The organism is Pseudomonas sp. NS1(2017), from assembly GCF_002269425.1.
In the GTDB taxonomy this organism is placed as follows: Bacteria; Pseudomonadota; Gammaproteobacteria; order Pseudomonadales; family Pseudomonadaceae; genus Aquipseudomonas; species Aquipseudomonas reactans.
The window spans coordinates 201,288-217,930 of record NZ_CP022960.1 but is presented as its reverse complement, the minus strand read 5'-3'; the positions used below and the strand labels follow the sequence as shown (position 1 = coordinate 217,930).

General features: G+C 60.2%; 11 protein-coding genes. 9 read left to right on the top strand and 2 right to left on the bottom strand.

Annotated features, from left to right (window positions below; translation table 11 throughout):
- Positions 1-160 precede the first annotated feature (160 nt).
- The 9 genes from recC (at position 161) to CI807_RS01025 (ending at position 14,910) form a co-directional block, all read left to right on the top strand.
- Positions 161-3,613 (top strand): exodeoxyribonuclease V subunit gamma, encoded by a 3,453-nt coding sequence (gene recC / locus CI807_RS01065; RefSeq protein WP_095013548.1) that lies wholly within the window; start codon positions 161-163, stop codon positions 3,611-3,613.
- Complete coding sequence (recB, locus tag CI807_RS01060; protein ID WP_095013547.1) at positions 3,610-7,284, top strand: exodeoxyribonuclease V subunit beta; 3,675 nt, start codon at positions 3,610-3,612, stop codon at positions 7,282-7,284. The genes recC and recB overlap by 4 nt, the downstream gene beginning before the upstream one ends.
- Positions 7,281-9,347, top strand: coding sequence for an exodeoxyribonuclease V subunit alpha (recD, locus tag CI807_RS01055; RefSeq protein ID WP_095013546.1), 2,067 nt, complete (start codon positions 7,281-7,283; stop codon positions 9,345-9,347). The genes recB and recD overlap by 4 nt, the downstream gene beginning before the upstream one ends.
- Before the next feature lie 147 nt (positions 9,348-9,494).
- Positions 9,495-10,070: a YfiR family protein gene (locus tag CI807_RS01050; RefSeq protein WP_095013545.1), complete on the top strand. Its 576-nt coding sequence runs from the start codon at positions 9,495-9,497 to the stop codon at positions 10,068-10,070.
- On the top strand, positions 10,067-11,329 hold the full coding sequence (locus tag CI807_RS01045; protein WP_095013544.1) for a diguanylate cyclase domain-containing protein: 1,263 nt from the start codon (positions 10,067-10,069) through the stop codon (positions 11,327-11,329). The genes CI807_RS01050 and CI807_RS01045 overlap by 4 nt, the downstream gene beginning before the upstream one ends.
- 4 nt (positions 11,330-11,333) lie before the next feature.
- Positions 11,334-11,825 (top strand): OmpA family protein, encoded by a 492-nt coding sequence (locus tag CI807_RS01040; RefSeq protein WP_177059864.1) that lies wholly within the window; start codon positions 11,334-11,336, stop codon positions 11,823-11,825.
- A 288-nt stretch (positions 11,826-12,113) separates the two neighbouring features.
- On the top strand, positions 12,114-13,061 hold the full coding sequence (locus CI807_RS01035; protein WP_095013543.1) for a TauD/TfdA family dioxygenase: 948 nt from the start codon (positions 12,114-12,116) through the stop codon (positions 13,059-13,061).
- Between the two features lie 53 nt (positions 13,062-13,114).
- Positions 13,115-13,963 (top strand): EamA family transporter, encoded by an 849-nt coding sequence (locus CI807_RS01030; protein ID WP_095013542.1) that lies wholly within the window; start codon positions 13,115-13,117, stop codon positions 13,961-13,963.
- Positions 13,963-14,910: a LysR substrate-binding domain-containing protein gene (locus tag CI807_RS01025; protein ID WP_095013541.1), complete on the top strand. Its 948-nt coding sequence runs from the start codon at positions 13,963-13,965 to the stop codon at positions 14,908-14,910. Before CI807_RS01030 ends, CI807_RS01025 begins: the two co-directional genes overlap by 1 nt.
- 45 nt (positions 14,911-14,955) lie before the next feature.
- Here the strand turns inward: CI807_RS01025 and CI807_RS01020 are convergent, their stop codons facing one another.
- Positions 14,956-15,246 carry a DUF3077 domain-containing protein gene (locus CI807_RS01020; protein ID WP_071489148.1) on the bottom strand — a complete coding sequence of 97 codons (291 nt, stop codon included), beginning with the start codon at positions 15,244-15,246 and terminating at the stop codon, positions 14,956-14,958.
- Positions 15,247-15,571: 325 nt separating this feature from the next.
- Positions 15,572-16,519: a LysR family transcriptional regulator gene (locus CI807_RS01015; RefSeq protein WP_038847139.1), complete on the bottom strand. Its 948-nt coding sequence runs from the start codon at positions 16,517-16,519 to the stop codon at positions 15,572-15,574.
- Between the last annotated feature and the right edge of the window lie 124 nt (positions 16,520-16,643).

Below are 16,643 nucleotides of genomic sequence, written 5' to 3'. Positions count from 1 at the left end.
TAGGTCATCGTCAAGATTAAATTCCGAAACCCCATTTGCGAAAGCAGATGGGGTTTTGTTTTGGGCGGTCGGAAAGACAGCTAACATCCCAACTCCTCCAACAACTGCTCACAGTGCTAAAGTCGCACCCTCGATTTTTGCTTTTCCCAAGGAAGCCGTTATGCCGGATGCGACGTCCCTCAGCCCTGGATTCATGGTGGTTCACGGCAACCGCCTGGACGAACTGCGCAGCCTGGTGGTCAGTTGGATGCGCCGCTATCCCCTGGCGCCCTTGGAAAACGAAATCGCCCTGGTCCAAAGCAACGGCATCGCCCAGTGGCTCAAGCTGGCCTTGGCTGAAGATCCGGAAGACGACGACATGGGCGGCTGCGGCATCGCCGCAGCAATCGATGTTCAACTGCCCGGCAGCTTTATGTGGCAGCTCTACCGCATGGTCTTGGGCAAGGATGAAATTCCGCCAAAGTCCCTGCTCGATAAAGCCCCGCTGACCTGGCGCCTCATGCGCCTGCTTCCGGAGCTTATCAATCAACCGCACTTCGAACCGCTGCAGCGTTTTCTGACCCACGACACCGATTTGCGCAAACGCTACCAACTCGCCGAGCGCCTGGCTGACCTGTTCGACCAATATCAGGTCTACCGCGCCGATTGGCTCGAAGACTGGGCTGCCGGCCGCCACCAACTGCGCAACGGTCGAGGCGAGTCAAAACCGCTCAACCCAGCCAACTGCTGGCAAGCCGAACTATGGCGCGCACTGCTGTTGGATGTTGGTGAAGAAGGCATGGCCGAAAGCCGCGCCGGCGTTCACCAGCGTTTTATCGAGCGCATCAATACACTGGAAACAGCCCCCGCGGGCCTGCCATCCCGAGTCATCGTTTTCGGCATCTCCTCGTTGCCCGCCCAGGCATTGGAAGCCCTCGCCGGCCTCGCGCGATTCAGCCAAGTCCTGCTCTGCGTGCATAACCCCTGCCGCCACCATTGGTCCGACATCGTCGCCGACAAAGACCTGCTGCGTAACGAATACAAACGCCAGGCGCGTAAAGCTGGCATGCCGGTCACCATCGACCCACAAACCCTGCACCAGCACGCCCACCCGCTACTGGCCGCCTGGGGCAAGCAAGGCCGTGACTACATCAGCCTGCTGGACAGCTACGACGACCCCAACAGCTATCGCGCTGCATTCCGCGATGGTCGCATCGACCTGTTCAGTGACAGCGAGCCCACCACACTGCTCAACCAGCTCCAGGACGACATCCTGGAGCTGCGTCCACTCAATGAAACCCGCGACCTATGGTCTGCTGTCGATCTGGAGCGTGATACCTCAATCCGCTTCCACATCGCCCACAGCGCCCAGCGTGAAGTGGAAATTCTCCACGACCAATTGCTCCAACGCTTCAGCGCCGACCCTACGTTGCGCCCCCGGGACATCATCGTCATGGTCCCTGATGTCGACAGCTACGCGGCGCACATTCGCGCCGTGTTTGGCCAACTCGAACGCAATGACCCACGCTTCATCCCGTTCACCCTGACCGACCAGGGCCAACGCGGCCGCGACCCGCTGCTTATCGCCGTCGAACACCTGCTGAAACTGCCCGACAGCCGCTTCCCCGTCAGCGAGATCCTCGACCTGCTCGACGTTCCGGCCCTGCGCGAACGCTTTGCCATCAAGGAGCGCGACCTGCCTACGCTGCATCGCTGGATCGAAGGTGCCGGCATCCGCTGGGGTCTCAACGCCGAACAACGTGCCGGCCTGGGTCTGCCAAAGGAGCTGGAACAAAACAGCTGGCGTTTCGGCCTGCGCCGCATGTTGCTCGGTTACGCCGTAGGCACCGGAGCCGCGTGTGAAGGTATCGAGCCCTACGATGAAATCGGTGGCCTCGACGCAGCGCTCATCGGGCCTTTGGTCGCTTTGCTCGACGCACTCAACGACGCACATCAAGCACTGTCACTGCCTGCTGCTCCGGCGGAATGGGGCGAGCGCCTGCAACGCCTGATGCAACTGTTCTTCCTGCCCAGCAGCGAACACGATGACTACCTCCTGGGCCAACTCGAACAACTCAGGGAAACCTGGCTGGAAACCTGCGAATCTGTAGGCCTGCAGGACGAGTTACCTCTCACCGTAGTCCGCGAAGCCTGGCTCGCGGGTCTGGACCAAGGTCGCCTGTCCCAACGTTTCCTCGCAGGAGCTGTCAATTTCTGTACTTTGATGCCTATGCGAGCGATCCCATTCAAGCTCGTTTGCCTGCTCGGCATGAATGATGGTGATTACCCACGCGCCCAACCTCCGCTGGACTTCGACCTGATGGGCAGCGACTACCGCCCCGGCGACCGTTCACGGCGTGAAGACGACCGCTACCTGCTGCTTGAAGCGCTCCTGTCAGCCCGCGACCAGTTATACATAAGCTGGGTGGGCCGCAGCATCCGCGATAACAGTGACCGCCCTGCGTCGGTACTCATCGGCCAACTGCGTGACCATCTCGCCAGCGGCTGGCACCACGCTAATGGCGATGAACCGCTGATCGACGCCATGACACAAGAGCACCCACTGCAACCGTTCAGCGCCCGTTACTTCCATGAGGGCGACGCGCTGTTCAGCTACGCCCGTGAGTGGCAATTGCTGCACGAAACGCCGGATGCGATCCTGAAAGAAGGCGGACTCACGCCGTATCAACAAGACGAACCCCTGAGCCTCGGTCAGCTTCAAGACTTCCTGCGCAACCCGGTCAAACACTTCTTCAGCCAACGCCTGAAAGTGTTCTTCGAAGCCGCCGAAGTGCCACTGGCCGACGAAGAACCCTTCGTCCTTGATGCCCTGCAACGCTACAGCCTGAGCGACAGCCTGCTGAACGCCGCACTCACCCAACCCGATCATCTCGACCAAGCCCTGAACGCCCAGGCCCTGCGCCTGCAGGGCAGTGGCCTGTTGCCGATGGTGGGTTTCGGCGAATGCCTGCGCAACGAGCTGATCGAGCCGTTACCCGATCTGTTGCGACGCTATCAGCAACTGCTCGCCCTCTGGCCCACCCCACACCCCGGTGCCGAACCGGTCAGTTTTGAGCATAATGGCGTGCAGCTGGAAGGCTGGATCAGTGGTCTGCATCGACGCAGCGATGGCGGGTTGCTCAGCGTTACCACCATCCCCAACAGCATCGGCTCGATCAAGACCCGCAAGTGGCATCGCCTGATTCGTCCCTGGGTCAATCACGTGGTTGCCTGCGCCTGCGGCCTGCCGCTGAGCACCGGCTTGGTGGCCAGCGATGACACTCTGTTGCTGCCGCCGCTGGATAAAACCAATGCCCAGGAAATCCTCGGTAACCTATTGTTGGCCTGGCATACCGACATGAGCCAACCCTTACCCGTCGCTGTCAAAACCGCTTTCGCTTGGCTTAGCCAAACCGATCCTGCCAAGGCCCAGGCGGCCGCCAGCAAAGCTTACGAAGGCGATGGCCTGACCACCGATGGTGAGCGCCGCGAAACACCGGCGCTCACCCGGCAATTCCCCGACTACGCCACGCTCATCGCCAGCGAAGAATTCGAAGGTTGGTGCGAAGCCCTGTATCGCCCGCTGCTCAATGCCCCGTGGCGATCACTCACTGGCGAGGAGGCCGGCGCATGACCAGCAAACCCTTGGCCCTGGCCTTCCCGCTCAAAGGCAGCCAGCTGATTGAAGCCAGCGCCGGCACCGGCAAGACCTTCACCATCTCCGCCCTCTACCTGCGGCTGGTCCTCGGCCATGGAGGCGATGAATCAGGCTTTGGCCGCGAACTGCTGCCACCGCAAATCCTGGTGGTGACTTTCACCGATGCCGCCACCAAAGAACTGCGCGAACGCATCCGCATCCGCCTGGCCGAAGCCGCGCGTTTTTTTCGTGAAGAGATTGAACAGCCAGACGCCCTGATCGCCGATCTGCGCGCCGATTACCTGCCCGAACACTGGCCAGCCTGCGCTAACCGCCTGGACATCGCCGCCCAGTGGATGGACGAAGCTGCCGTCTCGACTATCCACAGTTGGTGTCAACGCATGCTGCGTGAGCACGCCTTCGACAGCGGCAGCCTGTTCACCCAGACCCTGGAAACCGATCACAGCGACTTGCTCGGCGAAGTATTGCGCGATTACTGGCGACTGTTCTGCTACCCGATGCACGACGACGCACTCAATTGGGTGCGCAGCAACTGGGGTGGCCCCGCCGCGTTGATGCCGCGAGTGCGCGCTTTGTTCGGCAGCGAACGGCCAACGGATGAAACCCGCGAGCCCGCAGAACTGATCACGGCCTGCCTACAAGAGCGCCGAGAAGCGCTGACAACCCTCAAGACGCCTTGGCAACAATGGGCCGCCGAGCTGCGCGACATCTGCCTGCAAGCCGTAGCCGCCAAAGCCGTCGACGGTCGCAAGATGCAGGCGCGCTACTTCGAGCCCTGGTTCGAAAAGATCAGCGCCTGGGCTGCTGACGAAACCCTCGAACAACTCGACATCGGCACCGGCTTTACGCGCCTGACACCCGACGGCATGGCCGAAGCCTGGAAAGGTGAGCCACCGCAGCATCCCGGTATCGACGCTATGGCCGGCCTCAAGGCGGCGCTTGATGCGCTGCCAACCCCCGACGCCGCCGTGTTGCAACACGCGGCCGGTTGGGTCGGCAAACGCTTCGAAGAAGAAAAACGCCGTCGCGCCGAAATGGGCTTCGACGACATGCTCATCCGCCTCAACGCCGCGCTGCAAGCTGACGGCGGCGAACGCCTGGCCAGCGTGATTCGCGAGCAATTTCCGGTGGCCTTGATCGACGAATTCCAGGACACCGACCCGGTGCAATACGCCATCTTCGACAGCATCTACCGCATCGAAGACAACCACCTCGACAGTGGCCTGTTCCTGATCGGCGACCCCAAGCAAGCGATCTACGCCTTCCGTGGCGCCGATATCTACACCTACCTGCGCGCCCGTCAGTCCACCACCGGCCGTCATCACACCTTGGGCACCAACTTCCGCTCCAGCCACGCGATGGTCGAGGCGGTGAACCACGTGTTTCAGCGTGCGGAAACAGGTCGCGGCGCATTCCTGTTCCGCGAGCCCAATGGTGAAAACCCGGTGCCGTTCCACTCGGTACTGTCCCAGGGACGCAAAGAACAATTGCAGGTAAATGGCCAAACGCTGCCTGCCATGAATCTCTGGCACTTGCCTACCGACCAGCCGATTTCCAACGTGCTGTATCGTCAGCAACTTGCGGCGGCCTGTGCCACGCACATTGTTGAATTGCTCAACGGCGGCCAGCAAGGCAGCGCAGGTTTCCTACAACCGGACGGCAGCTTCAAAGGCGTGCGCCCGTCAGACATCGCCATCCTTGTGCGCGACGGCAAAGAGGCCCAGGCCGTGCGCGCCGAGTTGGCCGGCCGTGGCGTGCGCAGCGTCTATCTGTCCGACAAGGACTCGGTCTTCGCCGCCCAGGAAGCCCACGACCTGCTGGCCTGGCTCAAGGCTTGCGCCGAGCCGGATGTCGAACGCCCGCTACGCGCCGCACTGGCCTGCGTCACCCTGAACCTGTCACTGCCAGAACTGGAGCGTTTGAACCAAGACGAACTGGCGTGGGAAAGCCGCGTCATGCAGTTCCGGGGCTACCGCGCGATCTGGCGTACCCAAGGCGTGCTGCCGATGCTGCGTCGTCTGCTTCATGACTTCAAACTGCCGCAAACCCTGATCGCGCGCAGTGATGGCGAACGTGTTCTGACCAACCTGCTGCACCTCAGCGAATTGCTGCAACAGGCCGCATCGGAACTGGACGGCGAACAGGCACTGATCCGCCATCTGGCCGAACACCTGGCACTTTCTGGCCAGGCGGGTGAAGAACAGATCCTGCGCCTGGAAAGTGACGAGCAACTGGTCAAGGTGGTGACTATCCACAAATCCAAAGGCCTGGAATACGACCTGGTTTTCCTGCCCTTCATCTGCTCAGCCAAACCCGTGGATGGCAGCCGCTTACCGCTGCACTACCACGATGAAAACGGCAACTCCCAAGTCAGCCTGCGCCCTACGCCTGAGCTGGTCGCCCAAGCCGACAATGAGCGCCTGGCCGAAGACCTGCGCCTGTTCTACGTCGCCCTGACCCGTGCCAAGCATGCGTGCTGGCTCGGAATCGCCGACCTCAAACGCGGCAACAGCAACAGCTCCGTGCTGCACCTTTCGGCACTGGGTTATTTGCTCGGCGCCGGCGCATCGCTGGGTGAGTCCGCTGGCTTGGCGCGCTGGCTCCTGGACCTTCAAGAAGGTTGCACCGCCATCAACTACGCCCAGGTGCCCGAAGCGCAAGACATCCTTTTCCACCCACCACGCAACGAAGCCACGCTACGAGCGCCGCTCCTGCCCAAGCGTAAGGCTGCAGAAAACTGGTGGATAGCCTCCTACAGCGCCTTGCGCATTGGCGACAGCATGAGCGCCGCCACGCTCGAAGCACCGGAAAGCCCACAGGCCCAAAAGCTGTTCGATGACGAACGGCTCGACCCCGATGCACCTCGCGAAGTGGCGGCGTCCGGCGGCGATATTCACCGTTTCCCACGTGGTCCTAACCCAGGGACCTTCCTGCACGGTCTGCTGGAATGGGCTGGGGAGGAGGGTTTCAGCGTTACGCCCGAGGCCATCGAAAAGGCGGTGGGCGCCCGCTGCAACCGGCGCAATTGGGAAGGTTGGATCATCACCCTCAGCAGTTGGCTCGGCCACCTGCTGCAAACGCCACTGCCTGTGGATAACGGCTACGTCTCCCTCAGCGCTTTGCAGCAGTACCAGATTGAGATGGAATTCTGGTTTGCCAGCCACAAGGTCGACGTACTCGCCCTCGACAAGCTGGTGTGCCAATACACCCACAACGGCGTTTCCCGCGTCGCCGCCGAGCCTGTGCTGCTCAACGGCATGTTCAAGGGGTTCATCGATTTGACCTTCGAACATGATGGCCGCTATTACGTGGCCGACTACAAATCCAACTGGCTTGGCCCCGACGATTCGGCCTACACCTTGGATGCCATGGAACAGTCGATCCTTGATCATCGGTACGACCTGCAATACGTGCTTTACCTGCTGGCCCTGCACCGCCAACTCAAGGCGCGGCTGCCGGACTACGACTACGACCGCCATGTCGGCGGCGCACTGTACATTTTCCTACGGGGCACGCAGTCCGCGAGCCAGGGTGCGTATTTCACCCGACCGCCGCGGGAACTGATCGAAGGCCTGGACCTGCTGTTCCAGGGCAAGCCCATCCCGCCCAAGGTTGAGCCCGCCTGGGAACAAGGAGTGTTGTTATGAGCCTGTCGCCGCTACCGCTGGAGGACCTGACGCCCCTCAGCCGCGCCGCTGACCTGGTGCAACTGCTGGAGCGCTGGGTCGACCGTGGCTGGTTGCGTGCCTTGGACAAAGCCTTCGTCGGCTTCCTGCACGAACTCGATCCACAGGCCGACCCGTTGGTGCTGCTGGCTGCCGCGCTGACCAGCCATCAACTGGGCCATGGTCACGTCTGCCTCGACCTGTTCGAAACCCTCAAGGCGCCGGACTTTGCGCTGTCGTTGCCGCCTGAAGGCGACCTGCAAACCGGCGCAATGTTGCTGCCGTCGCAGTTACTGGAAGGCCTGGACGGCGCCCACTGGTGCCACGCACTGGCCGCCAGTCATCTGGTCGCGCTGGCGGTCGATGGCAGCGAATCCGCGCAGAGTCGCCCTCTGGTCCTGTCCGGCAAGCGCCTGTACCTGCGCCGCTATTGGACTTACGAACGGCGCATCGACAGTGCCTTGCGCCTGCGTCTTGCCACCCAGGAAAACGTGGCCGTCGATTTGCCGCAGCGCCTCAACAGCCTGTTCGATCAACCGCCGCCTGACGGCGTGATCGACTGGCAAAAACTCGCCTGCGCCCTGGCTACACGCGGCGCATTCAGCATCGTCACCGGCGGCCCTGGCACTGGCAAGACCACCACCGTGGTGCGCTTGCTCGCACTGTTGCAGGCGCCGGCAGTGGAGTCCGGCAGTCCATTGCGCATTCGCCTGGCCGCCCCCACCGGTAAGGCCGCCGCACGTCTCACCGAGTCAATCAGCCAACAAGTGCTGTCACTGAAAGTGCCGGACAGCGTGAAGGAAAAAATCCCGACCCAGGTCACCACCGTCCACCGCTTGCTGGGCAGTCGCCCAGGCACACGGCATTTTCGTCATCACCTCGGCAATCCATTGCCCCTGGATGTGCTAGTGGTGGACGAAGCCTCGATGATCGATCTGGAAATGATGGCCAACCTGCTCGACGCCTTGCCGCCCCATGCACGCTTGGTGTTGCTGGGTGACAAGGATCAACTGGCGTCGGTAGAGGCGGGCGCTGTCCTCGGTGACTTGTGCCGCGACGCCGAAGCCGGTTTCTACAGCGCCGAGACCCGCCAATGGCTGCAAGCCGTCAGCGGTGAAGACCTCAGCGCCAGCGGCCTGCAGGAAGACCTCGACGCAAGCCACCCCTTGGCCCAGCAGGTGGTAATGCTGCGTTACTCGCGACGTTTCGGCGAAGGCAGTGGCATCGGCCAACTGGCGCGTTGGGTCAACCAGCAAAACGCAGAGGAAGCCCGCAAACTACTAGCCGCGCGCAGTCACGCTGACCTGTTCTGCGTCAGCCTCAAGGGCGAACACGATCACGCCCTCGAACGCCTGGTGCTGGACGGGCAGGGCGACGGTGCCGAAGGCTATCGCTATTACCTCAATCTGTTGCAGAGCGCCCGCCCGTCGCCGGATACGCCGCGTGAAAGTGAAGCCTGGACCCACTGGGCGCAACAACTGCTGCAAGCCTTCGACGCGTTCCAACTGCTCTGTGCGGTGCGCAAAGGCCCGTGGGGCGTGGAAGGCCTGAACCTGCGCATCACCGCCGCCCTGCGCAAGGTGCGGCTGATCGAAGGCGACGAGCAATGGTACGAAGGCCGCCCGGTGCTGATGACCCGCAACGATTACGGCCTGGGCCTGATGAACGGCGACATCGGCATCGCGCTCAAACTGCCCGAAAGTGACGGCGGGCCCCAGGTGCTGCGCGTGGCCTTCCCACGCAACGACGGCCAGGGCGGTGTGCGATTCGTGCTGCCCAGCCGTCTGAACGATGTGGAAACCGTGTACGCCATGACCGTACACAAATCCCAGGGCTCGGAATTCACCCATACCGCGCTGATCCTGCCGGATGCGTTGAACCCGGTGCTCACCAAAGAGCTGATCTACACCGGCATCACCCGTGCCAAGCGCTGGTTCAGCCTGATCGAGCCCCGAGGCGGCGTGTTTGAAGAAGCCGTCAGACGCAAGGTCAAGCGTTTGAGTGGGTTGATGCTGGAGTTGGGTCACGAATCCGAAAATAACTGACTGCTAGGTCATGTCAGATTTCTGGTTCAGTCGCCTGATTTTTCTGGAAAAATAGCGCCCCCTGCGAAGACCTACTCTTCGCGGGGTTTTCCGCCGCTGTGCTATCGTTGCGGCATCATCTAAAAAAACACCTGAGAGAATCGCTGCATGAACGTGGCTGTCTCGCCCACAGAGCGCAGTTTGAGCTGGAGACGCATGTTGCTGGTGGCGGTCCTGTGCGTGTTCGCGCCACACACCTTCGCCCAGGCGCCCGACCCTGCGGGCCTTGCCGCTCAGCGTGCCCAGGCAGTGACGCAAGTGGTACTCGGTATCCTCAGTTATGCGCGCTGGCCGGTAGAACCTGCGCAATTGCGCCTGTGCATCGTCGGCCCGACCCAATACACCGACGACCTGATCAAAGGCACCACACAAGCCACCGGCCGTCCGGTAGTGGTGCAGCGCCTGCTGGCCAGCCATCCCGATATCGTCAATGCGTGCGACGCGGTGTACATCGGCAAACTCAGCGCCGATGAGCGCAGCCAGTTGTTCACGTCGTTGATCGGCCATCCGGTATTGAGCATCAGCGAAGGCGGCGACCAATGCACCGTGGGCAGTCTGTTCTGCCTGCGGGTGAGCGATGAGCAGGTGTCGTTTGAGGTCAACCTCGACTCCGTCGCCCGCAGTGGCGTGCGCATTCACCCGAGCGTGCTGCAGTTGTCCCGTCGCCGAGCGCCTGCCTCATGACAGCCGTCAAAGCGCGGCCGACCCTGCGTTCCGTCATTGGCCGGGGGCACATGATCCTGGCGCTGGTGGCGGTGACGCTGGCAAGTGTTTCCCTGACCCTGCTTGGCGTACTGGCACTGCGGGTCTATGCCGAGCACAACCTGCACCTGATCGCTCGCTCCATCAACTACACCGTGGAAGCGGCGGTGGTGTTCAACGACAGCGCGGCGGCCACTGAAGCCCTCAGCCTGATCGCCTCCACCGAAGAAGTGGCTGAGGCCGAAGTCTTCGATGCCAATGGCAAGCTGCTGGCGAAGTGGATACGCCCGGAAACCGGCATGCTCTCACGAGTCGAGTTGGAGTTGGCGCATACCCTGCTCGAACAACCCATCAGCCAGCCGATCCTGCATCAAGGCAAAGCCATCGGCAGCATTCATCTCACCGGCCACGGCGGTAGCCTGCTGCGTTTCCTGCTCAGCGGCCTGGCCGGGATCCTCATCTGCACCGCGCTTAGCGCGTGGATTGCCCTACACCTGGCGCAACGCCTGTTGCGTGGCATTACCGGCCCGCTGCAAAGCCTTGCTGCCGTGGCCCACGCCGCCCGCAGCGAGCGCGACTTCGACCGCCGCGTGCCGCCGGCGCGTATCGCCGAACTCGACAGCCTGGGCAGTGACTTCAATGCCTTGCTCGGCGAAATGGAAGCCTGGCAAAACCATCTGCAAAGCGAGAACGAATCCCTCGCCCACCAGGCCAACCACGACAGCCTGACCGGCCTGCCCAACCGTGCGTTCTTCGAAGGCCGTTTGATCCGCGCCCTGCGCAGCGCGGCCAAGGCCAAGGAACAGGTGGCGGTGCTGTACCTCGACAGCGACCGTTTCAAAGAGATCAACGACAGCTTTGGCCACGCCGCCGGCGACGCCGTCCTCGTCGCCGTCGCCGAGCGCGTGCGTGCGCAATTGCGTGAAGACGACCTGGTGGCGCGCCTGGGCGGTGATGAGTTCGCCATCCTGCTGGCGCCGCTGCACAAGGCGCAAGACGCCGAGCGCATTGCCGAAAAGATCATCGCCAGCATGGATCTGCCCATCCCCGTGCCCGGCAACACCCAGGTATTGACCTCCCTCAGTATCGGCATTGCGATCTACCCGGATCATGGCGCCACCCCTGGCACCTTGCTCAACGCCGCCGACGCGGCGATGTACCAGGCCAAGCGTTTATCCTCGGGCGGCCAGCAAACGGCGGAGTCGGATAACCCCGTCGTCAACGTTCAACACAGGAGTTGACCCCTTGTTCACGACCGCACGCTTCATGTTTATCACCCTGCTGGTGGCACTGCTCGCCCTCGGCGGCTGCCAGACGCCGCCCCCCAAAGGCCTGACCCCGGCGCAAGTGGCCGTCCTCAAGCAGCAAGGCTTCGAACTGACGGACGAAGGCTGGGCATTCGGCCTGTCCGGCAAAGTGCTGTTCGGCAGCGACGTCGAGACCCTCAACCAACCCAGCACTGACATCGTCCAGCGCATCGGCAAGGCCTTGCTGAGCGTCGGCATCGAACGCGTGCGCGTCGACGGCCACACCGATGCGTCCGGCAAGGAAACCTACAACCAGCAACTGTCCCTGCGCCGCGCAAAAAGCGTGGCGGCGGTGTTGACCGGTGTGGGTATGAAGGAAGAGAACATTCAACTGCGCGGGCTGGGTAGCAGCGAGCCGGTGGCGCCGAACACCACGGTGGCGGGGCGCACGGAGAATCGGCGGGTGTCGATTGTGGTGATTGCGGACTGAGTCACTGCCCCCATCTCAACTTGAAACCCAATCAACTGTGGGAGCTGGCTTGCCGGCGATAGCGGTGTCTCAGTACCGGATGTACTGACTGATACACTGCCATCGCTGGCAAGCCAACTCCCACAGTTGGTTTTGTGGTGTGCCTGAAACAGCGTTTGCTAAGTAACTTCTCCGTAGGAAAGCGCTGCCATGACGAATTTTGATGGCTAGGCTGACGAGGTTTCGCTTTTTTGCAAATGGTGGGCTTAGTTAAATGAACGCTCCAACTAACCACCGTAAAGGATTGCGATGAACATAAACGTCAGTGATTTCCGGCAAGCAGTTTCCAAAGTTAGACTTTCAAAATTTGCCTTCGATGAACTTTTGAGCGCAAGAGAATTACTAGAATCTGAAAGTCAGGGGGCTCGATTCGATACCAAGACTGCCTACATCAATTCTCTACAATCATCCGTCTTGAGTGAGGAGCTAGATAGAATCCGAACCATGATCGACCATGAATGCCATGTCTTGATTCTTGATGGTTTTAAGGTCGAGAAACTTGAGACCTTTAAATCACTGATATGGACATTTGGTTCGCTGCTCGGCGTACCCATGGTACAGAATCATCTGGGTCACAAGGTGATTGAGGTTTATGACAGAGGCGGTAAGAGTATTGAGGAGGGGGCGAGATATCATCAAACCCGTCAAGGTGCTTACGTACACAACGATGGAGTGAGCGATCCGCTACCTATCGATTACTTGATCCTGGCTTGCGGACAGCAAGCGCTTTTGGGCGGCGAGAGCATCCTGATCGATGCAAGCGCGGTATACGCGGAGCTGATGGCGTTTCCAGAAATATTGGAAGAGCTTAAATGTAACTTCTTTTTTGAAAACCGCGGTATGTCAGATGAAGAGCAGCTTTTCAAGGCGCCCATTCTGAGTTTTTCCAATGAAGGCATTCCACTGATCAGATACTTTCGAGTCTACATTGAATCCGCCCACATCAAGGCGGGAGTGCCGTTAACGGTGGCTCAATGTCAAGCGCTGGACTTTCTGGATACTGTTCTCGATCAGTCATCCGTTCAGCAGCGAGTGTTGCTGGAACCAGGGCAGGTACTTATTTCGGCCGATAATAAGTTTCTTCATACTCGCACGCACTTCATTGACAGGAATACGCCACGTTGTGTGATAGATGATGCTGAGTCTTTGAGCGATCTAAATCGCTACATGCTACGGATGTGGTTGCGCAAACAATGATACCTCGATGCCCATAGCGTACATCCTCTACTATCCGCCATAAGCCGAGCCCCATGGACAACTCCGATATCGCGATCACGCTGGTCTTGATCTCAGCCTTCATGCACGCCACTTGGAACGCTGTCGTCCGCGCCGGCAGCAGTCGCTTCATGACCTTGGCCATGGTGGATGGCACCGCGCTGGTGATATGCCTGTTGGCGTTGCCGTTTGTGAGCGTGCCGAGCCTGGAGGTGTGGGGCTACATCCTCGTCTCCGTGGGACTCAATACGGTCTATCGGCTATTTCTGATCAAAGCCTACGAAACGGGAGATTTCGGGCAGGTGTACCCGGTGATGCGTGGGATACCGCCGGTACTGGTCGCGTTGTTTTCCTACTTTCTGTTGCATGAGCAGTTGTCACGCGAGGCGCTGGCGGGTGTGGTGTTGATTTGTGTAGGCATTATCAGCCTGACCTTTGTGCGCAGGATGACGGCGCAGATGCTCAAGCCGATCCTGATGGCGGTGTGTGCCGGGGCGTTTATCGCGGCTTACACGGTGGTGGACGCCAAAGGCGTGAGAGCCAGTGAAACGGTGTTGCAATACATCATCTACCTGACGGTACTCCAGAGCATTCCGATCCCGGTGCTGGCGTTTTCCAAGGAGCGTTTGGCCTTGATGCGTGCGATACGTGGGCAGTGGCGAGTCGGCCTGTTGGGCGGTGTTTTTTACCTGGCGTCTTACGGATTGGTGTTGTTTGCGTTGTCGCTGGACGCGGTGGCCAAGGTCTCAGCGCTGCGGGAAACCAGTGTTATTATCGGCGCCATTATTGCCGCGCTGTTCTTTCACGAACAGTTCGGTTGGCGACGGATGCTGTCGGCATTCGTCATTGTTTGCGGGATCATCTTGATCAAAGTGAGCACCTGATGGCCCAGCGTCCGCCTCCCACTCCGATGCTTCAAGCGTTCGTCAGCGCTGCGCAAACCGGTAGCTTTGCGCGTGCGGCGTCGCAGCTTAACCTCACCGCCAGCGCCATCAGCCATCAAATTGCAGGCTTGGAGGAATGGTGGGGCGTGCAGTTGTTTGAGCGGCATTCGCGCGGCGTCAAGCTGACGTCAGCAGGGCAGGCTTTGTTGCCGGTCACCGACGGATTTTTCAAGGCGCTGGATGGGGTCTTGCATTCACTCAACCCCGCAAAGTCCCGACCGCTGTACCTCTCATGCACGTCCTCGCTCTGCTCGACATGGCTGATCCCCAGGATGCACGGCTCTCACACTGAGGCTTCGTTCAACCTTGATCTGGTGTTGACCAGCGCCGACATCAACAGCACCAGTCTGGAAGCGCATCAATACGATGTCGCGGTGGTGATGGGGTATGGCGATTACCCGGATCATCATGTTGAACTGCTGATGCGTGACGCGGTGTTCCCCGTTTGCTCGCCGGAATTTCTACGGTTGAAGGGGGATATCGCGCCGGGGGATGTGGCCCAATACCCGCTGATTCATCGGGTGGACGATCAGGTGTGTCCGGGTTGGGAAAGCTGGTTTGCGTTTCAGGGCCTGCCGACGCCGCCTTATCACCATGGGCCTCGATTTCCGGATTCGAGCCTGGCGATCAGTCTGGCGGTAAAGGGCACAGGGATTGCGCTGGGCAGGACTGCGTTGGTGTATGACCAATTGGAAAACGGTGCATTGGTTGCGTTGAAAAGCCCCGTGATGATGTCCCCAGCGGCCTACTACATCATTTGTCGAAATGGGCGGCAGTCAGAGCCGGATATTGCGCGTCTGATTGAATGGCTCAAGACCCGTGCGGGTGAGTTCCTGCGCGAAGTTCGGGCTCGGTATCCACAAATAGCCGGGACCACCGCCGTTTAAATGTTGGGAGGAGCAGGGCTCCTCCCGCATTCGAACGGTGTTCGCTTAACGGCCCGGTGTCATCGCTTGCGTCAGGTCATCAACCACGGCTTTGCCCATCTCACACAGGTAATGCGCGGCCCACGCGTATTGCTCGCCGCGCACATCCATGGCGGCTTCCATCGCGAGTTTCTTGGAGTAGAAAAGTAGGGTGGAGGCGTGCTCTAACGCTTCCTCAATAGGCATGCCGGCGTTGACGCGGAACAGGGGTTTTTCGTTTTCGCCGTAGTCCCCGAAGGTGACGACGCCGAGGGTGGTGATGGAGGAAAGCGGTGGATCGGGGACGATTTTGCTCATGATGATTGCTCTCTGCTGAAGTAGAGCCGCCACATCACATCGCTAAACATGAAAAGGGTGGCAGCTGTGTGCAGGTTAGCGATCCGGGTTGAGAGACCCCGGGTAGACTCAAGGTCTCCCGCACACAGCCACCATAAAACGCTAAAAGCTAGCGAGAGCCAGCTAATACTGTTGGAAGCGGTGCCTCATGAATCCGGATCGCTAAACCCGATCGCTGATGAGCAGCGAAGTCAGGAGGCTAGTGACCCAAACGGTAAGGCGCAATGGGGTAGAGAGTCTCTAGGAAACGTCCTGCAAATTAAAGCGAATCATCGTTGATGGCCCTTTAATCCGCGAACCTGATCTCCCGTGTCTCCCCCATCAACAACCCGTGATTCTGCTCCGTCACTTCCCTGATGTAGTCCCACAACAACGTAATCCGCTTCAACTTCCTCAGATCCTCCCGGCAATACATCCAGAACTGGCGAGTGATGGAAATCTGCTCCCCCAGCACCGGCAACAACCGTGGATCCTGCGCCGCCAGAAAACACGGCAATATCGCCATCGACCGCCCTTGCTGCGCCGCCACGTACTGCGCGATCACGCTGGTACTGCGCAAGCTGGCGCTGGCGCCGGGCACCACGTTGGCCAGGTACAGCAGCTCAGAGCTGAAGGCCAAGTCATCCACATAGCTGATAAACGGATGCTCGGCCAAATCTGCCGGTTTGCGGATCGGTGGGTGCTGGTCGAGGTATTCCTGGGTCGCGTACAGCTGCAATTTGTAGTCGCACAATTTGCAGCACACATAGGGCCCATGTTCCGGGCGTTCCAGGGCGATGACGATGTCGGCTTCGCGCTTGGACAGGCTGATGAAGTGGGGCAGGGGCAGGATGTCTACCGAGATGGCGGGGTAGGTGTCGACGAAGTGGCTCAATTGCGGGGTGACGAAGAAGCTGCCGAACCCTTCGGTGCAGCCCATGCGCACATGCCCCGACAGCGCCACGCCGGAGCCGGAGACTTGCTCGCAGGCCATGTGCAGGGTGCTTTCGATGGACTCGGCGTAGCCCAGCAAGCGCTGGCCTTCGGTGGTGAGGACGAAGCCGTTGGTCCGGGACTTTTCGAACAGCAACGTACCGAGTGACACTTCCAATGAACTGATGCGCCGCGACACCGTGGTGTAGTCCACCGCCAGGCGCTTGGCGGCCACGCTGGCCTTGCGGGTACGGGCCACTTCGAGGAAAAACTTCAGGTCATCCCAGTTCAGGGAGCCCAGCGACGTGATGTTTTTTTGCATATTGGTCCGGCTTTTATGTGCGTTCTTATTAGAGATTTGCACATCTATACTCCAAAAACAGTCCGAACGCCTCATTTCCCAAGGCGGTTACGCGCCTTGTCTCTGTATAAATATAAGATTGGAG